We start from the raw sequence: 21,175 nt of genomic DNA, 5'->3' as shown, positions 1-21,175 counted from the left end.
GAATGGACTTCGTCCTGCGGGTGGCGGGCCTGGAGAAGCGCTACGGCGCGGTGAACGCCGTGCAGGGCCTCACCTTCGCGGTCGCACCCGGCGAGGTGCTGGGGCTGGTGGGCCCCAACGGCGCGGGCAAGACGTCCACGCTTCGATGCCTCGCGGGCATTCTTCCTCCCACGTCGGGCCGGGTGGTGGTGGCGGGCTACGATTTGGCGAAGGACGCGGTGGACGCCAAGCGTGAACTGGCCTTCCTGCCGGATGAGCCGCGCTTCTTCGACTACCTCACGGTGTGGGAGCACCTGAACTTCACAGCGCGCCTCTACGGCGTGGAGGACTGGGAGGAGCGAGGCAAGGCGCTCTTGGAGGAGATGGAGCTGACGGGCAAGGAGAAGGCGCTGCCGGGCGAGCTGTCGCGCGGCATGAAGCAGAAGCTGTCCATCGCCTGCGGCTTCCTGCACTCGCCCAAGCTCATCCTCCTGGACGAGCCCCTCACGGGGTTGGACCCGATTGGCATCCGCCGGATGAAGGCGTCGTTGCGGCGGCGCGCGGAGGAGGGCGCGGCGCTGGTGTTGTCCTCGCATCTGCTGCCGCTGGTGGAGGAGCTGTGCCACCGGCTCCTGGTGATTGCCGGAGGGCGGGCCATGGCGCTGGGCAGCCTGGAGGCGATTCGCGCGCGGCTGAGTGGACCGGAGGGCGAGAGCGCGTCGCTGGAGGACCTCTTCGTGCGCATCACCAGCGCGGCGGAGATGGAGAAGCCCCCGCCGTGAGCTTCTCGAGCGCCGTCGTGTTCCTGTGGCGGGCCTCCTCGCGCAACCGCCTGCGGCTCCAGCTCCAGCGATTGCGCAGGCCGCGCTACCTCGTCGGGGCCCTGGTGGGACTGGGCTACGTCTACTCCATCTTCCTGCGACGGCTGGAGTTCGGTGGGACGTTGAGCAACGTGCCTCCCGGGGTGCGGCTGTTCGCGGAGCTGTCACTGGTCGTCTCCGCGCTCGTCACCGTGTTCTCCGCGTGGGCGCTGGGGCCGGACCGTCCCTCGCTGACCTTCACGGAGTCGGAGGTGGTGCAGCTGTTCCCCGCGCCCGTCACCCGGCGCTCGCTGCTGCACTACAAGCTGGCTCGCGGATTGATGGGCGCTGGGGCCGGCGCGTTGTTCGCCTCGCTGTTCGTCGGCCGGTTGGTGAGCCCGGCTCCGGGCTTCTTCTTCCTGGGCGCGTTCCTGTCCCTGGGGACGCTGTATCTGCATTCCACGGCCGCGTCCTTCATGCGCACGCGCTGGGGGGAGTGGGGCACGCGGGGCCTGGTGGCGCGCTGGGTGGCGCTGGGGTGCGTGCTCGCGGCGGTGGGCCTGGCGGTGTACTCCTCGCTGGAGACGCACCCGTTCCCCAGGACGGTGGGGACGCCCGGGGTGCTGCGCAACTGGGTGCAGTCGCTGGTGGAGGCGCCAGGGCTGAGCGCGGTGCTGTGGCCCGCGCGGCTGTTGGTTGCGCCCGCGTTGGCGCGGGACGCGAGCGACTTCCTGAGCGCGCTCCCACCGGTGCTGGTGCTCGCGCTGGCGCACTACGTCTGGGTGCGGCTGGCGGAGGTCCCCTTCGAGGAGTCCGCGGTGACGCAGGCCGAGACGCGCACGCGCGAGCGGGCCCAGCGGGCCTCGGGAGGGAGCGCCCGGGGCGGAGCGCTCGCCTCGCGCAAGGCCCCCTTCCGGCTGTCGGCGCGAGGGCGTCCGGAGGTGGCGCTCATCTGGAAGAACCTCATCACCCGGAGGCGGATGACGGGGGGCGTGGTGTCGGTGCTGGCCTCGCTGCTGCTGGGGTGCGCCATCGTCGCGATGATGGGCGAGTCGCGCTTCTTCACGGACACGCGCCGGGTGCTGGGGCCGCTGGGCGTGTCGCTCGCGGCGATGATGGCGGTGGTGGGGCCGAGCGTCTTCCGCATGGACCTGCGCATGGACCTGCCGAAGCTGGACCTGCTGCGCGCGTTGCCGCTGGCGGGCTGGCAGGTGGTGGGGGCGGAGCTGGCGGCATCGGCGCTGGTGGTGGGCGCGCTCCAGCTCGGGCTCCTGACGGTGGGTCTGCTGTGTGGCCCGGGCGCCGACGACCCGTGGCTTGCGACGTGGTGGTGGCCGGGTGGGGTGGCGCTCGCGGTACTGCTGCCCACGGTGTCGTTGGCCGGGCTCTTCGTCCAGAACGCGGCGGTGGTGCTGTTTCCGGCGTGGGTGCCCGCGGACAGGACGGGGAGCGCGCGGGGCATCGAGGCGCTCGGGCAGCGCCTGCTGACGTTGGTGGGCTCGCTGGTGGTGTCGCTGGTGGGCTTGTTGCCGGCGGCGCTGGCGGGCGCGGTGGTGGGCTTCCCCTTGTGGTCCTCGCTGGAGGTGTGGGCGCTGCCTTTGGGGGCGGCGGCCGCGTCGGCCGTGCTGGCGGGGGAGGTGGGCCTGGGCGTGCTCACGCTGGGCCGCGCTTTCGAACACCTGGATGTCTCCGAGGACCGCCCGGAGTAGGCCCGGGCGTTTGCTCCTGGACGCGCGCTGACAGGGTGCTTGCGGCGTCCGGAAGCGGGGCGCAGGGTGGCGCGGACCGAAGGGACGGGAGCGCGACATGAAGCTGGGTTTCGTGGGACTGGGCAACATGGGGCTGCCCATGGCGAAGAGTCTGCTCTCCGCGGGGCACGAGGTGGCGGTGTGGAACCGCACTCCGGCGCGCGGCGAGCCCCTGGTGAAGCAGGGCGCCCGCGTGGTGGCGTCGCCGGCGGAGGCCGCCAGGGGCGCGGAGGTCGTCTTCAGCATGCTCGCGGACGACAGCGCGGCGGAAGCCGTGGCGCTGGGCCCACAGGGCATCGTCACGGGGCTTTCGAAGGGCGCCGTGCATGTCTCCTCGAGCACCATCTCCGTGGCGCTCTCCCAGCGCCTCACGGACGCGCACGCGAGCGCGGACCAGGGCTACGTGGCCGCGCCGGTGTTCGGCCGTCCCGAGGCCGCGGAGTCGAAGCAGCTCTGGGTGGTGGCCGCGGGCACGAAGGCGGACGTGGAGCGCTGCCGGCCGCTCCTGGAGGCGCTGGGGCGGGGGCTCACGGTGCTGGGGGAGCAGGCCTCCATGGCCAACGTGGTGAAGCTCTCCGGCAACTTCCTCATCGCGTCGATGCTGGAGTCGCTCGCGGAGGCGTTCGCCTTCACGCGCAAGTCAGGCATCGAGCCGAAGCAGTTCCTGGAGCTGTTCCAGGCCGTCTTCGCGCGCTCGCCCATCTTCGAGCGGTATGCGCAGGCCATCGCCGAGGAGAAGTACTCGCCGGCGGGCTTCGCCATGCGGCTGGGGCTCAAGGACGTGGGGCTGGTGCTGGAGGCGGCGCGCACGGCGGAGGTGCCCATGCCCCTGGCCAGTCTCGTGAGGGACCAGTACCTCGGTGGCGTGGCCCAGGGGCACGGAGACCTCGACTGGTCCGCGCTGGGGGCGCTCGTGGCGGAGCGCGCCGGGTTGCCGAAGGCCCGTTGATGCATCGGCGCTGACCACGACTCCAGGCGAGCGCAGTGCCGCGCGCCTGGAGCGGGAATGACGAGGGCCTCCAGGAATCAACCCTGGAGGCCCGGTGCGGCGGCCTACTGTCGCGCGTTGATTTCGGCGACGGGGATGGGGTAGCGCTCGTGCGGCCCGTAGCTGGCGTCCAGGTTGCGGGGCAGATCGTTCAGCCGGTTGTAGCGACGCATGTCGATCCACCGGTGCCCGCCCTCGAACAGGAGCGAGTAGCGCTTCTGCACCAGCAGCTCGTCCAGGGCGTTCGCGGCGGTGATGTCCGCGCGAGGCGAGAGCCGGCCGGAGCGGGTGCGGATGTAGTTGAGGTCATCCGCCGCCGGGCCAATCTGGCCCAGGCCGATGTTGGCCTCCGCGCGAAGGAGGATGAGCTCCTCGTTGCGGATGATGGGCACCGGCGACTCCGCCGACGGGTACAGCGTGAAGCCCCGGTCCGCCGTCAGCCGGCCACTCGCGGCGCTCGCCGGCTCGTCCAGCTTGGCCGTCTTGCGAGTGACCCGGTCATCCAGCGCGTCGTTCGCCTGGCGCGGCGCATCGGTCTCGATGGAGGGGTGGGCGACGATGGTGAGGCTCAGGAGGTTGTTGTCCACGTCGCCCGAGGCCGCCCGGAACACGTGGTAGACGCCCACGTTGAGCGAAGCGAGCGCCGCCGCCTTCGCGCCGTCTTCAGCGGGCGCGGTGGCGTCGATGAACGACTGGCTCAGCGCCGTCAGCGCATCCTCGTTGCGGCCCATGTACACGGACACGCGCGCCTTGATGGCGCGGTTGAACTTCCGGAACTTCTCCGGCGTGTCGAAGCCCGCGAAGCCGGTGGTCAGCCGGAACGAGAACGAGCCACCCGCGTTGTCCAGGTGAGTGGCCGCCTCGTCGAGCAGCGTCGCGATGCGGGTGAACACCGCGTCCTTGCCGACGATGGGCGCCAGCTGGCCCAGCGGCAGGTCCACGTCGATGGGCGCGCCGTTGGTGTCGTGGGTGTTGATGACCACCAGGAAGTCGAGCGCCTGGATGGTCTTCGTGAAGCCCCGGATGCCCTCCTTCTGCTCGTCCGAGAAGGCCGCGACCTTGTCCAGCGCCGCCAGCACCGTGTTGGCGTTGCGGATGTTGGAGTACGGGGCCGCCCAGAAGTTGCCGCCGAAGGCGCCAGCGCCCGGGTCCAGCGTCGGCCCGAGAATCTCCTCCACAGTGCGAGGATCCGCGGGGTCGAAGACGTACGCCTCGCGGCCGATGGTACCCAACTGCGCGACGTAGCCGTTCTGAATCGCCACGCCCGCGCGGTGTCCGAGCAGCAGGCCCGTGGACGCGCTGTTGACGGCGGAGCTGGTGGGGTTGTTCTTGAACTCGTCCAGGCTGGGGTTGTTCAGGTCACCGATGTCCAGGCTGCCGCAGCCGCCCAGGCCCAGTACGGCGCAGAGCGCCAACACGGTCTTCTTCGTCTGGTAGATATTCATGGCCTTAGAACCCGACGTCGAGCGACGTCCAGAAGCTGCGGCTGGGGGGGAAGGGGGCGACGTCGATGTTGCGAGCGATGGCCTGGTTGCCGAAGTTGCTCACCTCGGGGTCCAGACCCGAGTAGCTGGTGAACATCAGCAAGTTGCGGCCGCTCAGGCTAAGTCGCGCGTTCTGCAGCTTCGGAATCGCGGACACCCAGCCCTTGGGCAGGTTGTAGCTGAGCGTCACTTCGCGCAGCTTCACGAAGGACGCATCCTCCACGTAGATGCCCGCGTTGTTGCGGCGGTCCTGCAGGCGCTGACGACCCGCCGTCTCGTAGTCCACGGACGTGCCGGCGCCGTCATACAGGAAGCGCGTCAGGTTGATGACGTCGCTGCCCTGCTGCCAGTGCCACAGGAAGGACAGGGTGAGGTCCGAGTAGCGCAGGGTGTTGGCCCAGCCGAGCGTGAAGGTCGGCTCGGTGTCGCCAATCTTCTTCACGATGGGGACGTTGTTCTCGTCGCGGCCGACGTTGCCGACAATCTGCGTGGCGGACGAGCCCTCCTCAATGAAGAACGCGCCCAGGGAGTTGCCGAAGCCACCCGCCTGGAACGGCCCCGCCGGCAGGCTCGTCACCTTGCTGCGGTTGAGGGCGAACGTCGCGGAGCTCGTCCACTCGAGCGCCCCGCGCACCGGCGTCACCTGGAGCATGGCCTCGATGCCGCGGTTGCGCAGCGAGCCGCCGTTGACGAACTGGGTGGTGAAGCCCGTGGAGCTCGGCAGGGCGCGCTGCAGCAGCATGTCGCTGATGGCGCGCTGGTACACCGACAGCTCCACCATGACGTCGCCGCCGAACATCAGCGCGTCGACACCGGCCTCGATTTCGCGCTGGCGCTCCGGACGGATGTTCGGGTCACCGGCGACGCCCGTGCCGACGAGGCCCGGGGTACCCTGCACGTTGCCCAGCGCGCTCATGCCGCTGAACTTCATGCCGTACAGCGGCTGGTTGCCCGTCTCGCCGTAGGCCGCGCGGACCTTGAGCTCGTTGATGACCGGGACCGCCAGGGGGATGCGGTAGGCGGACGCCAGCTTCGGGTAGAAGAACAGCTTGTTCGGATTGCCGTTGGCGCTGCTCTGCTCACCACGGATGGCGCCGACCAGGGTGAGCCGGTCGTCCAACGTGACGATTTCCTCCTGGACGTAGTAGCCGCGGTCCCGGATGTGCGTCGAGGTGTCGCGCACGCCAATCACGGTGCCGTTGTCCACGCCGGGCTGACCGGCGTTGAGGTTCTCGGAGACGACGTACGTGGAGTCGATGCGGCGCTCCTCGAACTGCACACCGCCGGACGTCGTGGCGGTGAGGAACTTCGAGGCGGGCTTGTACGAGTGGACCAGGTTGAGGCCACCGTTCAGGTTGCGCACCTGGCTGGTGCCGAACAGCGACGTGCCCGGGAAGGTGTCGTCCGCCGGCTCGAAGTTGAGCTCTGGCGGGAACAGCAGCCGGTTCTCCTGCTGGAAGCGGTCCACACCCGCGTTGGCGAGCACGCGCAGGTGGTTCTCGTCGTTCTTCCACAGGTGGATGGTGGCATCACCGGACCCGATGAAGCGCCACACGTCCTCGTCGTTCTTCACCAGCGCGGACGTCTGCAGCGGGTTGGCGCCGTTTCTCAGGAACGGGTTGACGGGGTACACGCCTTGCGCGTTCGGTTCCATGTCGAGGAACTCGGGCACGTTCGGCAGCACCATGTAGTTGGTGATGGTCTGGTTGTCGTTGTTGGTGAGGCCGCGCCGGCCCAACGTGTGGATGAGGTTGGTGGCGACGTTGATGTCCACCGCATCGCCCAGCGACTGACCCAGGTTCAGGCGGAACGACTGCTTGTCGTAGCCCGTGTTGGCGATGATGCCCTCGTCGCTGCGGAGCATCGCGGAGGCGAAGTACTTCGTACTGCCCGACGCGCCGCTCACGCTGGCGAGCGTCTCCGTGGACAGGTCCCTGCGGCCCGCGAGCTTGGCCTCGTGGTCGTACGTCTTGCCCGTGTAGTACTGGGCCGCGTTCGGGCCGAACTGCTCGACGGCCTCTTCGACGGTCTCGAAGCGGCGGCTGCCGAGCTTGTTGGCCAGCGTGTACATGCCCACGCGCTGGGTGATTTCGAACTTCGGCTCACCGGCGCGACCGCGCTTGGTGTTGATGATGATGACGCCGTTGGCGGCCTTGGAGCCGTAGATGGCGGCCGCGGACGCGCCCTTGAGGACCTCGATGCTCTCGATGTCGTTGGGGTTGATGTCCGCGATGCGGTTGACCTGGTTGTCCTGCGTGGGGTTCGGGTTGGAGCCGCCCACGGAGTCGGTCACCACGTAGACGCCGGAGGCGATGGCCACGTCGCTGACGAGCACGCCGTCGATGACGTAGAGCGGCGCCGTGGAGCCGTTGATGGTGGACACGCCGCGCAGGCGCATCTGGATGCCGCCGCCCGGGGCGCCGGAGTTCTGCTGGATGTTGGCGCCGGCCACCTTGCCCTGGAGGGCCTGGTCGATGGTCTGCGCGGGGGCGCGGTTCATCTCCTCGGCGCTGACGGAGGCGACCGAGTTGGCCAGGTGCTTACGGGCGAGCTCGGAGGCTCGACCCACGACGACCATCTCCTCGGAGAAGATGTTGTCGAGCGCCACTGTCACGTCGCTCTGCGCGGCGCCGACGCGCACTTCCCGCTCGCCGTAGTCCTGGCTGGAGAAGAGCAGCGTCACCGAGCCCGCCGGGACGTTGGGCAGCGAGAAGGTGCCGTCCAGCTCCGTCTCCACACCCTGCGTGGTGCCCTTGATGATGACGCGAACCAGGGGCAGGCCCTCGTTCGTCAGACGGTCCGCGACGCGCCCCTTCACGGTGCGACCCAGAGCGGGCGCGGCGGCCGGCGCGGGAGCCGTTGGAGCGGTGCTGGCCGGAGCCGTGGGCGCCGGTACCGCGGGGGCCTGAGCAGCGGGCGCCTGCGGTTCCGGAGCAGGCGGGCTCGCTTCCTGCGCCATTGTTTCCAACGAGAAGAGTGCGATCACGCACCCCGGAATCAACGCTCTCTTAAGCGTCATTCGGATCTTTCCTCGCAACGAACGGTAGGTACGGCCCCCCCAGCAGGTGCCGTGGGCGCGAATCGTCACCGTCTGAACTGAACCAGTCAATGGCGAGCCTTGTTTTTCAAGAATGTTGGCCAAATCCATCCAAACGGAAATATTCCGATCTCGTACCGAGTCGGCGGTGACGCGGGGCGCGATCCGCCTCACGACAGGGGGAGAGCACGTCCCTACCTGGCTGGAGACATCGTGGATCTCCCCGAGGCCAACCCGTCGGGATGGGTGGTGCCGGGCCCGCGGAAGAGCCCGCACGTCGGCCCGTGGCGGCTCGCGTTGGCGCGAGGGGTCGGGCCCCCAGCGCGCGCGGCGAGCGCGTCGCGTGCAGGCGCGGAGCGGGCGGACGGGGGCTTGGACGGGGACAGAAGTGGCCCCGGTCGCGGGTTTACTCAGGTCAGCCGGAGAAATCCGGCCTCGTCGGCCTGAGGGGAGGGCTCCGTCCCCGCCGAGTGTCGGCGAGCACGAGGGCCCGGCGAGACTTGTTGCCCCCAGGGCCGGCCCTCCCATAAGAGGCGCAGCGGATATGGCGATGAACGAGCGTTACGAGCCGCAGTCGATTGAAGGCAAGTGGCAGGCCCGCTGGGACGAGGCCGGCATCTTCCGGGCAGGCAAGCGCCCGGGCGCACCGAAGAAATACGTGCTCGAGATGCTGCCGTACCCCAGTGGCAAGATGCACATGGGCCATGTGCGCAACTACCTCATCGGGGATGTGTACGCGCGCTACTTCCTGATGCGCGGCTTCGACGTGCTTCATCCCATGGGCTGGGACGCCTTCGGTCTGCCGGCGGAGAACGCGGCCATCAAGGACGGCGTGCACCCGGCCATCCGCACCGCGGAGAACATCGTCTCGTTCAAGCACGAGATGAAGACCCTCGGCTACAGCTACGACTGGGAGCGAGAGGTCAACACCAGCCAGCCCGAGTACTACCGCTGGAACCAGTGGTTCTTCATCAAGATGCTGGAGCGCGGGCTCGTCTATCGCCGCTTCAGCAAGGTGAACTGGTGTACCGGCTGCCACACCGTCATCGCCAACGAGCAGGTGAAGGACGGCGTGTGCGAGCGCTGCTCGTCGCCCGTGGTGGACCGGGAGATGCCCGAGTGGGCGTTCCGAATCACCCGCTTCTCGCAGGACCTGTTGGACGCGCTGGACACGCTCAAGGAGTGGCCGGACCGCATCACCTCGATGCAGCGCAACTGGATTGGCCGCTCGGATGGCGCGGAGGCGGACTTCCGCATCCAGGGCCATGACGCCTCCTTGCGCGTCTTCACCACGCGCATCGACACCATTTACGGCTGCACCTACGTGGTGCTCGCGCCGGACCACAAGCTGGTGGCGCAGGTGACGACGCCCGAGCGCCGCGTGGACGTGGACGCCTTCGTCAAGCGCATGGCGGCCCAGTCCAAGACGGAGCGGACGGGAGAGGACACGGAGAAGGAGGGCATCTTCACGGGCGCCCATGCCGTCAATCCCTTCACGGGCCAGCAGGTGCCCATCTGGATCGCCAACTTCGTGTTGAGCGACTACGGCACGGGCGCGGTGATGAGCGTGCCCGCGCACGACGAGCGCGACTTCGCCTTCGCGCGCAAGTACGCGTTGCTGGTGAAGGTCGTCATCCAGCCGGCCACGGGCGACAAGCTCCCGGCGGGCGACGCGCTGGAGGCCGCCTTTACCGACTACGGCGTGCTGGTGGACTCGGGTGAATACACCGGGATGACGTCCGAGGCGGCGCGCACGGCGATGGCCGCGAAGCTGGAGAAGGACGGCCAGGGCCGCGCCACGGTGACGTACCGCCAGAAGGACTGGGGTTTCAGCCGCCAGCGCTACTGGGGCACGCCCATCCCCATCGTCTACTGCGAGAAGTGCGACCCGGAGCGCCACGGCATCCCCGTGCCCGTGGAGCAGCTCCCGGTGAAGCTGCCGGAAATCGACGTTCAGGAGGTGCTCACCGGCAAGGGCGAGCCCCCGCTGGCGAAGGTCGCCTCGTGGGTGAACACCACGTGCCCGAAGTGCGGTGGCCCCGCTCGGCGCGAGGCGGAGACGATGGACACCTTCGTCGACTCCTGCTGGTACTTCGCGCGCTACCTGTCGCCGCACTACGACGCCGCGCCGTTCGACCCGAAGCAGGCCCAGCGCTTCCTGCCCGTGGACATCTACGTGGGCGGGCCCGAGCACGCGGTCATGCACCTGCTCTACTTCCGGTTCTGGACCCGGGTGATGAAGCTGCTGGACTTGAGCCCGGTGGACGAGCCCGTCAAGCGTCTGATTACGCAGGGCATCGTCAACGGTCCGGATGGCCGGAAGATGTCCAAGCGCTGGGGCAATGTCGTCGCCCCGGCCTCCATCATCCAAGAGTACGGCGCGGACACCGCGCGCGCGTACGTCATGTTCGCTGGCCCGCCGGAGCGCGACTTCGACTGGTCCGACGATCAGGTGGAGGGCGTGTTCCGCTTCCTCAAGCGAGTCTGGGTGCTGGCCTCCACCCACCACGCCTCCGTGGCGGGTGCCACGCATGACGGCCCCTTCGAGGGCAAGGCGCTGGAGATCCGCCGCGCGGCGCACAAGTGCCTGAAGCGGGTGGGGGAGGCCATCGAGCGGCTGTCCTTCAACACGGCCATCGCCGGCATCATGGAGGGGCTCAACGCGCTGTCCGCGACGGGGACGCCGGAGACGCCCGCGGAGAAGGCTGCCATGGCGGAGGCGGTGCGCCTGCTCGCGGTGGTGCTCACGCCCTTCGCGCCGCACATCGCGGACGAAATCGCGGAGGCCTACGGGAGCAAGGAACTCACCGTCGCGCAGCCGTGGCCCGACTTCGACCCGGCGCTGGTGGTGGACGACGTCATCCCCTACGCCGTGCAGGTGAACGGCAAGCTGCGCGCGGAGATTCGCGTGGCGGCGGACGCGGGAGAGGCGGACGTGCGCGCGGCGGCCGAGGCGGATGAGCGGGTGCAGTCCGCCATCACCGGCAAGACGCTGCGCAAGTTCGTCTTCGTGCCCAAGCGGCTGGTGAACTTCGTCGTCGGCTGAGCGGGGACCCTGGGTGCCCGCCGAGGTCCTCGTCATGTGCACCGCGTGCGGTCAGCCCCAACCGGCGGGCGGCGCGCGGTGCATCTCCTGCGGCGCCCCGCTCCCGGAGGCGCCCGTGCCAACGCCGCTCGGGCCCTTCCTTTCGGCGGACCTGGGCGGAGGGCGCTCCCTGGTTGGCGAGGGCGGGCGCCTCACCTACCGCGCGGCCGACGCCGTCCCCCCGCTCATCGTGGAGCTCATCCAGCTCCGGGCGCTGACGCTGGAGTCGCGTCCCTTCTTCGAGGCCCTGGTGCTGTGTGGCTTCGCGGTGGTGGGGTTCGTGGCCGTGGGGCTCCCGCTGAAGCTCGTGATGTTCGGCCTGGCGGCGCTCGGCGGCCTGCTGGCTGCGGTGTGTCGGGTGCACGCGCTGGTGCTGGAGACGTCCACCGGAGGACGGCTGCGCTGGCCCCTGGGGCTGGCGCGGCGGGGCTCTGAGCGGGACGAGCGACTGCTGGGCGCCTGGAGCACGCTGGCGGGCGCGGTGAAGGCCCGAGGCGTCGTGGTGAGGGATGCGAGCGGGGCCGTGCTCACCGCGCCCTCATCGGAGCCGCCCGAGGGCCCTCGCGCTTGACGGAGTGCTTCGGGCGGGTAGGGTGCCGGCCATGTCGCTTCCCTTCAGAAGTGCCTCACGGCGTCTCCACCTGGCCGTGTTGCTGACGGGTTGCTCGGCGTTGTTTTCAGGGTGTGGCTATCGCCTGACGCCGCGCGGCTCGGGCCTGCCCGCGGGCGTCAATACCGTGTGCGCGCCCATCTTCGGCAACGACACGGCGGAGCCCGCGCTCGAGACGCTCTTCACGCGCTACTTCCGTCAGGAGCTGACGCGGGTGGGGCGGCTGGGGAGCGGGGGGGCGTGCGACGCGCGCGTCGAGGGGACGGTGCTCGTGCTGTGGAGCTCGCCGACCATCCTCGAGGGGTTCTTCCGCGTCTCCGCCACGGTGCGGCTGCGGTTGGTGCGCGATGGTCAGCAGCCCCAGGAGACGGTCATCTCGGGGACCGAGGACTATCGGCCGGGGAGTGGAGACATTCTCGAGGCGGAGTCCAACCGTCAGGCGGCCATGGACCGGCTGGCGGAAGTGCTCATGCACGACGGGTTTGATCGGCTGGCCAGCACCTGGTGAGGAGGCGGATGCCTCCTCCCGGGGAGCCTGCTTCCGAAACTGCGCAGGGGACTCCGAGGAGTCCCCTTGGTGCATCAGGCCTGACGCGCGCTCTTGGTGGCGGCCTTGGCGAGGCGGGAGATACGGCGGGACGCGGTACGCTTGTGCAGGACGCCCTTGGTCGCGGCCTTGCTCAGCGCCTTGGAAGCCGCCTTGAGCGCATCCGTCTTCTTGGCGCCATCCTTGGTGCCAATGGCCTCCCGGGCGGACTTCACCGCGGTCTTCACGTCCGAACGGACGGTGACGTTGCGGGCGCGGCGCTTCTGGGACTGACGGTGACGCTTCTCTGCGGACTTGGTGTTGGCCAAGAGAAATCTCCAGCGAAAGGCAGGCTAAAAAGAGGGGCCGTCCTTACTGCGACGCCTCGCAGGCGTCAAGGCGGGCGTGCGCGTCCAGCCGGGTTTTCCGGACTCTGGACGCGGATCAGCGGGTACGCGGGGGGAATCATCCGGAGAAGGGGGTGTATTCCCACACCAACCCGGCCGGATCCCGGAAGGTCAGATTTCCGGCTGAGAAGATCAGGACTCCGCCCGGGAGGGCCTGCTCCACCTCCTGCCGCAGTCGCTCCACGGCGCGGGCGGAGGGGGCCTCCAGGGTGAAGCGGGTGCCCACGGCGGAGGTGGAGGCGCGCTGGAAGATGAGTCGCAGCGAGCCGTCCTCGTAGCGAGCCTCGTCCGGCCCGGGGCGACTGGTGATCCAGCCCAGCGTGGGGGCCAGCGAGTCCCAGAAGGCGCGCTGGGCGTCCAGGTCCGCCACGCCCAGGCGCAGCGTGGAGACCGGAGCGCGGGGCAGCGACATGGGAGGAGGGAGGGACTTCTCCTTCGCCTTGGCGGCCTGCCAGTGGCGCTCCATGTGCTCCAGGGTGGCGCCGCCAAAGGGGACACCCTCGGAGTTCAGGGCGGACTCGATGTGCTGGAAGCGGGAGGTGAAGCGGAGGATGGCCATGCGCAGGGCATCCTCGGCGGGTGTCTTCACGAAGCGCGCGAGGTTGGCCAGGGAGAAGAGGACATCTCCCAACTCGTGCGCGATGGCGTCGCGCTCTCCGGAGGCGATGGCCTCGTCCAGCTCCACCAGCTCCTCGGCCAGCTTGCCACGCACGCCGGCCAGGTCGGGCCAGTCGAAGCCGATGCGGCTGGCCTTCTCGGTCAGTCGCTCGGCGCGCAGGAGGGCGGGCGCGGCGGTGGGCACCCCGTCCAGGACGGAGCCCGCGTTGCCCGTCTTGCTCTTGCGCTCATCGGCCTTGAGCTTGGCCCAGTTGGCCAGGACCTGCTCGGAGCCGTCCACGCCGCGCAGGTCGCCGAAGACGTGGGGGTGTCGGCGGGTGAGCTTGTCGCTGATGGCCTTGCTGACGTCGGCCATGGTGAACTCGCCCAGTTCGGCGGCGAGCTGGGCGTGGAAGACAATCTGGAAGAGCAGGTCGCCCAGCTCCTCGCACAGGGGGGACCAGGGCCCGCCCGAGGCGACGCGGTCCATCTCGTCCAGGACCTCGAACGCTTCCTCGACGAGGTAGGGCCGGAGCGAGCCCAGGTCCTGCTCCCTGTCCCAGGGGCAGCCGTCCTTGGCGCGCAGCCTTTTCATGATGGCCACCAGACGTTCCAGCTCCGTCCCGGGGGTGCTCGCTTCGCTCACGGTCGCCTCCTGGCGGGGACAATCCCGCGACGTGCGTCCCTCTAACACGCGGGCCGTGGGCCTCATCCGGAAAGGCGGGAGCGGTGGCGTTCCGTTTCGTGGTTCGGCCGGGCTCGCCTATCATCCGAGCCCTGGATGATCCGCCTCCCGCTTTCCTCCCTGATCCTCTGGGGCCTGCTGCTCCTGACTCCGGCGTTGGCATCCGCTCAACTCGAGGCGCCCACGCGGCTCCAGGAGGTGGACCCCGGTCCGCTCGAGCCCGACCTCCAGGACGAGTCCTACGACACGACCGAGCCGGCCGACGAAGGTGCCGTCGACGACGGTGAGTCCGAGTCCGACCCGGACGACGTCCCCCGGAAGTCCCCAAGGGGCGCGAAGGGGAAGGCCCCGGCCGTCCCGGTTCCCTCGAAGACCGCCGTGACGCCTGCTCCGGTCGAGCCGCCTCCCGTCGTCATCGCGCCCAGGCCGGTGCTCAGTCCCATCCTGGCGCCTCGCGTGTCGGACGACGAGGTGCTGGCGGTGTGGGACCGGTGGCGGCAGGCGCGTGCGACGAATGACTCCGCCACGGCGGAGAAGGCGCAGCAGGAGCTGGTGACGCTGAAGCGCGAGCTGCTCGCGGCGGACCTGGAGCCCATCAGCATCGGCTTCCTGCGCGAGTCGGAGGTGCGCAGGCGAGCGGGTGACATGGGGGGGGCGCTTCGGCTGGCGGAGCTGGCGGTGGAGCTGTCGCCCCGGTTGCCGCTCACGCGCTTCGGGCTGGCGGAGCTCTACGCGCTGTCGTCCCCGGCGGAGCCGAGCCGCTACCTGGGGGAGCTGCGAGCGGCCTTCGTGTCGATGGCGTTGGACCCTCGCTATCGCGGACCGGCGCTCGCGGACCTCGGCTCGCTGATGCTGCTGGCGTGGTCGGCCACGGCGGTGGCGCTGGTGGGGCTGCTGTTCCTGCGGCGGGTGCGCTACGCGTTGCACGACTTCCACCACCTGCTGCCGCGCGCGGTGGCCCGGTGGCAGTCCGCGCTGCTGGGGGTGTTGCTCCTGGGCCTGCCTCTGACACTGGGAATGGGTCTGGTGCCCCGGTTGCTCGTGTTGCTGGCGGTGGTGGTGCCCTACCTCACCCGGCAGGAGCGGGTGGTGGCGGCGGTGCTGATGGCGGGACTGGGGCTGACGCCGCTGGCCGCGGGACAGCTCACCCGGGTGACGGCCTTCGCGGGCACGCCCGCCGAGGACGTGTATCTGCTGGAGCGCGGCGGCCTGTCCGCCGAGGGCGCCATGGCTCGGGTGAAGGCCCGGCACGAAGCGCGCGCGGCCACCTTCCCGGAGCTGGCGGCGCTGGGGCAGTACGAGTCACGTCGAGGACTGCTGGAGGATGCCCGGCTGCACTTCAAGGCGGCCTCGGCCGTGCGCAATGGGGATGCCCGGCTGTTGACCCGTTTTGGCAACGCGCTGGTGGGGCTGGGGGACGTGGATGGGGCGGCGCAGCTCTACGTGCAGGCGTCCCAGGCGGATCCGCAGATGGCGGCCCCGCACTACAACATCGCGCAGGTCTACCGCCGACAGGCCAAGACGCTGCCGGACGAGCAGGTGGGCAAGGCGATGGAGCGGGTGACCACCGCCACGGCCTCCGCGCAGGCGCTGGACGGCGCGCTGCTCCGGCGCGAGCCACCCCCGGAGGACCGGCTGCTGTTGAACCTGCTGATGCTGGCGCCGGCGCTGCCGGAGTCGGAGTGGTTGTCGCTCGCGGATGGAACAGAAGCGGGGCGGCGGGTGGAGGCGCAGCTGGAGCGCTGGCTGCTGCCGGGCGTGGAGCCAGGGCCGGTGGCCTGGGCGCTGCCGGCCGTGGCGGCGGTGCTGCTGGTCTTCTGGGGCCTCCTGGCACAGAGGCTGAGGGCCGCGAAGGTGTGCGAGCGCTGTGGCCGCCCGGTCTGCGTGCGGTGTGATCCGGAGCTGGGCATCGGCAGCGCTCAGTGCGGTCAGTGCGTGAACGTCTTCTCCCGCCGGGGGTTGGTGCCGCAGCAACTGCGGCAGCGCAAGGCGGATCAGGTGCAGCGTCATCAGGCGTGGGCGGGCCGGGTGACGTATGCGGTGGGCGCGGTGCTGTCGGGCGCCGGGCATGTGTTCTCTGGAGGCGCGGTGCGCGGCGCGCTGTATGCCTTCCTCTTCCTCTTCGCGCTGGCCGCGACGCTGCTGCACCACGGACTGGTGCGAGCGCCCCATGGGGACGCGCCGCTGTATCTCAAGCTGGTGCCGGCGGTGTTGCTGCTGGTGAGCGTCCACCTGCTGTCGCTGCGCGGCCTGCACCGGCTGCGGCAAGGGGAGTGAAACCATGTCCCTGAAGGGAACGCTCAAGGACTTCGGCATCGGCGACATCCTGCAGCTCATCGGGCAGCAGCAGAAGACGGGCTCGCTCCAGCTGGACAACAAGGACCAGGAAGTCCGCATCGGCTTTCGCGACGGCCACATCATCAAGGTCGAAAGCGTCACCCGGAAGCGCAAGGACCTCATCGGCGCGATGTTGGTGCGCGCCGAACTCATCACCGAGACGCAGCTGGAGGCCGCGCTGGAGACGCAGCGGCGCACCCTCAAGCGACTGGGCGATGTGCTCGTCTCCAGTCAGGCCCTCACCGCGGACCGCTTCCAGTCGATGATGCAGTTGCAGGCCACGGAGACGCTCTACCGCCTCTTCACGTGGAAGGCCGGCACCTACGAGTTCATCCAGGAGCCGGTGGAGCCTGACGCCGAGGCCATCCGCCCCCTGCGCGCCGAGACGGTGCTCATGGAGGGCTTCCGGATGGTGGACGAGTGGCCCGTCATCCGGAAGTCCATCCACCGCGACGACCTCTCCTTCGAGCGCATCAAGGCGCTGCCCCCTCCGCGCGAGGGCGAGGAGGGTGGGGAGCTGGGCGTCATCGCCACCACCGAGCGGCGCGTGTATGACGAAATCGCGCTGGGCCGCGACCTGCGAAAGCTGGTGGACGTCTGCTGCCTGGGCGAGTTCGAGACCTGCAAGGCCCTGCACAACCTCGTGCGAGGCGAGTACGTGCGTGTCATCCACCCCGAGGGGGCTCGGGCTCCCGCGCCAGGGGACGAGCGCCTGCTCTCCCGCCTGGGGGGCGCGGTGGGACGCGTCATCGCCACCATGGGCGTGCTGGCGGTGCTGGCGGTGGTGGTGTCGAGGGTGGCGCTGGCGGATCCGGAGCGCACTCGCGCGGCCACCGCGTTCGCCGACGCCGCGGCGCAGCGTCATGTTTCCGATGCCCAACGCGTCCGAATCGAGGCCGCGCTGGAAGTGTTCCGTCTGGAACGCGGTGAGCTGCCAGAGCGATTGGATGCTTTGGTGCAAGCTGGTTTGTTGAGTTCGGAGGAACTCAGATACCCCTGGCGGGAGGAGTACTACTACCGGCGGCTGGCCGCTCGGCGGTTCGTCCTCCTGCCACCCTTGCGCTAGCCTTCACCCAAAGTCGTCTTTCGGAGCCTGGGGGGCGGCGTTACGTTGAAGACAGCGGTACCGACCGAGGAACGACACGCATTGCGAAATCCCGCCACGTTGGAAGCGACCGCAGCCGTCTCGACCACCTCCGCCAAGGTGGACGTTCGGGACAATGAGACGGCCATGGCGCTGTGCGGCAACCAGAACGAAAACCTCAAGCTGATGGAGCGGCGCCTCGGGGTCCGGGTGGGACAACGGGGCACGGAGTTCCATCTGTCCGGCCCCGCTGACGCCGTGGCCTTCTCCGTGCGCCTCCTGGAGAACCTGGAGGGGATGATTCGCGCGGGCCGCCCCCTGTACCGCGAGGACGTGGAGCAGGGCATCAAGGTGCTCGGCCGGGGCGCGGAGTCGCTCCAGGAGGTCATGCTCGGCCCGGTGCTCAAGAGCTCCGGCAACCGGCAGATTGCTCCGAAGAGCATCGCCCAGAAGCGCTACGTGGACGCCATCCGCGCCCACGACATCGTCTTCGGGGTGGGCCCCGCGGGTACGGGCAAGACGTACCTGGCCATGGCGATGGCCGTGGCCTTCCTCCAGGAGCGCAAGGTCAAGCGCATCATCCTCGCGCGTCCCGCCGTCGAGGCGGGTGAGAAGCTGGGCTTCCTGCCTGGCGACATGCAGGAGAAGGTGAATCCCTACCTGCGTCCGCTCTACGACGCACTGCACGACATGATGGCCGCCGAGCGCGCGGCGACCCTGGTGGAAGAGGGCGTCGTGGAAGTGGCGCCGCTGGCCTTCATGCGCGGCCGCACCCTCAACGATGCCTTCGTCATCCTCGACGAGGCGCAGAACACCACCGTGGAACAGATGAAGATGTTCCTGACGCGCCTGGGCTACAACAGCAAGGCCGTCATCACCGGCGACGTGACGCAGGTGGACCTTCCCACCGGGAAGATGTCCGGCCTGAATCACGCGCGGACGGTGCTCAAGAACATCGAAGGCATCCACTTCGCGGAGTTCTCCGACGTGGACGTCGTCCGGCACCCGCTGGTCCAGGAGGTCATCCGCGCCTACGACAAGGCGGAGCTGGCGCAGAAGGAGGCCCAGCACGCTCGCGCGGCCGCCCACTCCGCTTCGACGCTGGACAAGGGGGCCGCGTCCCTGGCTCCCGTGACTCCCGAGGCCGCTGTCGGCTGAACTTCGGGCTCTGGCCTACCTATGCCCACCCGCCCGTACCCTGGCGGGCGGGCATTCGTATTTCCGCCCCCGTGAATTTTCCGGGGCGCTGCGGCCTTGATGGAGCCACGGCCCCTATCTAGGGTGAGGACCTCCATGGACGAACCGGAACCGCAGTCCCCCGCGCCCAGTCCGTTGGACGCGCTCGCAGCACGCCTTGGGTTGGGAAAAGGCGTCTGGGGGCGGCGTGCGGTCCAGGTGTTCCTCCTGCTGGCCGTCTCGGTGGGGGCGGGCTTCGTCATCTCCCCGGGCCTCTACAGCCAGCAGATTCCCGCGCTCGCGGAGGAGAACCTCGGCAAGCCCTTCCGGGCCAGCTCTCCCGCGGGCTTCAAGGCCGCGCGCGACTACGAGGTCGTCCACCGGGCCATGACGACCCAGCGGCGCCAGGACGCCCGGGCCGCCGTCAAACCCGTCTATGACCTGAACCCCGCGGTGGTGGGACATCTGCGCACCGTGGTCCGAGCCTCCTTCGCGACAATGCGGGAGCGGCTCACGGAGCTGACGGACGCCCAGCCGGCCGTCGAGCCGGAGGACGGCAAGAAGCCGCGCCGCCACCCCGCGCCGACCCCGGAACAGGTGGAGCGCGAGCGCCGAGGCCGCGAGTCGATGCAGGCGGAGCTCCAGGAGTTGCTCTTCGGCCAGCGTGACGCGGGGCTGGAGGCGGAGGACTTCCAGGCGCTCTACGGGAAGGGGTTCTCGGAAGAGGTGGAGGCCGCCACGCTGGTGCTTCTGGAGCGGGCCTACCGTTCGGAGCAGGGGCCCGTGCACGTCGCGGGCTCCCGGGAGGAGCTGGCGCGAGAGGCGCCGCAGGGGCTCACCGTCCGGGACGTGGTGAACAAGGGTGAGGACACGCTGCCCAACGGTGCGCCGCAGGTGGTGGACATTCGCGAGGCGCACCAGGAGCTGGACCGCTTCGCCTCCATCCCCGGCAACCTCCTCCCGGACGCGCCAGGTGTGCAGCGCCGCGCCGTGCTGCGGCTGGCCAAGCGGCTGGTGCGGCCCAACCTCACCATCAACATCGCGGAGACGGACGCGCGACGTCACCAGGCCGCGCAGGCGGTGAAGGACGCGGTCATCTCCATCAAGAAGGGCCAGCGTGTCATCGGTGATGGCGAGCTGGTGAACGAAGGGCACCTCGTCGTGCTGCGCGGGATGCGCGCGGAGACGGACCGGTTGGACCTGGTGCAGGTGCAACTGGGGGGCACGGGGCTGGTGGCGCTGCTGGTCGTCGCCTCGTACTTCTTCTGCATCAGCGCGTTCCGACGCTTCCGGCCCACCCGCAAGGACGGGTTGCTGCTGGGAATCCTGCTCGTGGGGACGCTGGCCCTGTTGCAACTGTGGGTGTCCATCGCGGACGCCATCCAGGACCGGTACACGGCGCTGCCCATCGAGGCGCTCTACTATGTGTTCCCGGTGGCGGCCGGCGCCATGCTGGTGCGCTTCATCCTCACGCAGGAGCTGGCGCTCTTCTTCGCCATGGTCTTCGCCTGTCTTGCGGGCGTGATGCTGGGCAACTCGCTGGCGTTCGGCATCTACACGCTGGTGGGCTCGCTGGTGGCGGCCGACCGCATCGTCAAGGCGAAGGACCGCGTGGGCATCTTCCGGGCGGGACTCGTCACGGGCGCGGCCAACACGGTGGCGGTGCTCTTCCTGTTCCTGGTGGAGGGCAAGGGGCTGTCGGCGGACACGGCCATCACCGCGGTGAGCTCGTTCATCGGCTCGTCACTCGCGGTGCCCGTCATGGTGATGGCGCTCACGCCGCTCATCGAGATGACGTTCGGGTACGCGTCCGACATCAAGCTGTTGGAGCTGGCGAACCTCAACCACCCGGCGCTCAAGGAACTCATCGTCCAGGCGCCCGGCACGTACCACCACTCCATCATCATCGGCACGCTGGTGGAGAATGCCGCGGAGACCATCAGCGCCAATCCGCTGCTGGCGCGCTCGTGCGCGTACTACCACGACATCGGCAAGGGTCGGAACCCGCTGTACTTCGGGGAGAACCAGAAGGGCGAGAACCGGCATGACGCGCTCGCGCCCGCGATGAGCGCCGTCATCATCAAGCGCCACGTGACGGAGGGGCTGGAGATGGCGCGGCAGTACCGGCTTCCCAAGCTGGTGGCGGATGCGATTCCGCAGCACCACGGCACTCGCACGGTGGGGTATTTCTACCACAAGGCCCTGAAGGAGCAGGAGGGCAAGGAAGGCGCGCCGCCCATCGACGAGAGCATCTACCGCTATCCGGGACCGAAGCCGCAGTTCCGCGAGGCGGCGCTGGTGATGATCGCCGACGCGGTGGAAGCGTCGACGCGGTCCATGACGGACCCGACCAGCACGAAGCTGCATGCGCAGGTGCAGAAGATCATCAACCTCATCTTCTCCGAGGGGCAGCTGGACGAGTGCGACCTGACGCTGAAGGACCTGAACCTCATCTCCCAGTCCTTCCTGCACACGCTGGAGGGCATCTACCACACGCGTCCCGTCTATCCGGCCGGTGCGGTGGGAGGCGGCAAGGCGCCGCCGCTGGTGGTGGCGGGAGGGAAGGCCGTGGAGGCGAAGGACAAGCCTCGCTCGGCGGGGGCGTTGTGAGTGGGATGCGGGGAGTGACGGC

Annotated in this window: 14 protein-coding genes; 10 read left to right on the top strand and 4 right to left on the bottom strand. The window is 69.4% G+C overall.

What is annotated here, in order from left to right:
- Window positions 1–2: 2 nt before the first annotated feature.
- The 3 genes from HUA76_RS38810 to HUA76_RS38800 all read left to right on the top strand — a co-directional run bounded on the left by HUA76_RS38810 (window position 3) and on the right by HUA76_RS38800 (window position 3,476).
- Window positions 3–761, top strand: coding sequence for an ABC transporter ATP-binding protein (locus HUA76_RS38810; RefSeq protein ID WP_174463729.1), 759 nt, complete (start codon window positions 3–5; stop codon window positions 759–761).
- Window positions 758–2,488 (top strand): putative ABC exporter domain-containing protein, encoded by a 1,731-nt coding sequence (locus HUA76_RS38805; RefSeq protein ID WP_174463728.1) that lies wholly within the window; start codon window positions 758–760, stop codon window positions 2,486–2,488. The genes HUA76_RS38810 and HUA76_RS38805 overlap by 4 nt, the downstream gene beginning before the upstream one ends.
- Before the next feature lie 97 nt (window positions 2,489–2,585).
- Entirely contained in the window at window positions 2,586–3,476 is an 891-nt protein-coding gene (locus HUA76_RS38800) for an NAD(P)-dependent oxidoreductase (RefSeq protein WP_174458873.1), read from the top strand.
- A 104-nt stretch (window positions 3,477–3,580) separates the two neighbouring features.
- Here the strand turns inward: HUA76_RS38800 and HUA76_RS38795 are convergent, their stop codons facing one another.
- Together HUA76_RS38795 and HUA76_RS38790 are read right to left on the bottom strand one after the other, a co-directional pair.
- Window positions 3,581–4,960 (bottom strand): RagB/SusD family nutrient uptake outer membrane protein, encoded by a 1,380-nt coding sequence (locus HUA76_RS38795; RefSeq protein ID WP_174463727.1) that lies wholly within the window; start codon window positions 4,958–4,960, stop codon window positions 3,581–3,583.
- 4 nt (window positions 4,961–4,964) lie between these two features.
- Window positions 4,965–7,985: a SusC/RagA family TonB-linked outer membrane protein gene (locus tag HUA76_RS38790; protein ID WP_371823583.1), complete on the bottom strand. Its 3,021-nt coding sequence runs from the start codon at window positions 7,983–7,985 to the stop codon at window positions 4,965–4,967.
- A 595-nt stretch (window positions 7,986–8,580) separates the two neighbouring features.
- Between HUA76_RS38790 and leuS the strand changes: the two genes are divergently transcribed.
- From leuS to HUA76_RS38775, 3 genes are all read left to right on the top strand, one after another.
- Window positions 8,581–11,082, top strand: coding sequence for a leucine--tRNA ligase (leuS, locus tag HUA76_RS38785; protein WP_174463726.1), 2,502 nt, complete (start codon window positions 8,581–8,583; stop codon window positions 11,080–11,082).
- Between the two features lie 115 nt (window positions 11,083–11,197).
- Complete coding sequence (locus tag HUA76_RS38780) at window positions 11,198–11,692, top strand: hypothetical protein (RefSeq protein ID WP_174478833.1); 495 nt, start codon at window positions 11,198–11,200, stop codon at window positions 11,690–11,692.
- 31 nt (window positions 11,693–11,723) lie between these two features.
- Window positions 11,724–12,239, top strand: coding sequence for an LptE family protein (locus HUA76_RS38775; protein ID WP_174458869.1), 516 nt, complete (start codon window positions 11,724–11,726; stop codon window positions 12,237–12,239).
- Between the two features lie 74 nt (window positions 12,240–12,313).
- Here HUA76_RS38775 and rpsT read toward each other — a convergent pair whose 3' ends face one another.
- Both rpsT and mazG read right to left on the bottom strand, forming a co-directional pair.
- Entirely contained in the window at window positions 12,314–12,586 is a 273-nt protein-coding gene (gene rpsT / locus HUA76_RS38770; protein WP_141647340.1) for a 30S ribosomal protein S20, read from the bottom strand.
- A 136-nt stretch (window positions 12,587–12,722) separates the two neighbouring features.
- Complete coding sequence (gene mazG / locus HUA76_RS38765) at window positions 12,723–13,856, bottom strand: nucleoside triphosphate pyrophosphohydrolase (protein ID WP_254614771.1); 1,134 nt, start codon at window positions 13,854–13,856, stop codon at window positions 12,723–12,725.
- A gap of 186 nt (window positions 13,857–14,042) precedes the next feature.
- Here mazG and HUA76_RS38760 point away from each other — a divergent pair, with 186 nt between their 5' ends.
- From HUA76_RS38760 to HUA76_RS38745, 4 genes are all read left to right on the top strand, one after another.
- A complete protein-coding gene (locus tag HUA76_RS38760; RefSeq protein ID WP_174463724.1) occupies window positions 14,043–16,223 on the top strand; it encodes a tetratricopeptide repeat protein in 2,181 nt (726 codons plus the stop codon).
- Between the two features lie 4 nt (window positions 16,224–16,227).
- A complete protein-coding gene (locus HUA76_RS38755; RefSeq protein ID WP_174458866.1) occupies window positions 16,228–17,349 on the top strand; it encodes a DUF4388 domain-containing protein in 1,122 nt (373 codons plus the stop codon).
- An 81-nt stretch (window positions 17,350–17,430) separates the two neighbouring features.
- Complete coding sequence (locus HUA76_RS38750; RefSeq protein ID WP_174463723.1) at window positions 17,431–18,525, top strand: PhoH family protein; 1,095 nt, start codon at window positions 17,431–17,433, stop codon at window positions 18,523–18,525.
- Between the two features lie 135 nt (window positions 18,526–18,660).
- Window positions 18,661–21,153, top strand: a complete 2,493-nt coding sequence (locus HUA76_RS38745) for an HD family phosphohydrolase (protein ID WP_174463722.1) — start codon at window positions 18,661–18,663, stop codon at window positions 21,151–21,153.
- The last annotated feature ends 22 nt before the right edge of the window (window positions 21,154–21,175 follow it).

It is taken from the genome of Myxococcus sp. CA056 (assembly GCF_013336715.1).
Classification (GTDB): domain Bacteria; phylum Myxococcota; class Myxococcia; order Myxococcales; family Myxococcaceae; genus Myxococcus; species Myxococcus llanfairpwllgwyngyllgogerychwyrndrobwllllantysiliogogogochensis.
Note: the sequence above shows the minus strand (reverse complement) of the source record. Positions and strands in the feature narration are given on the sequence as shown.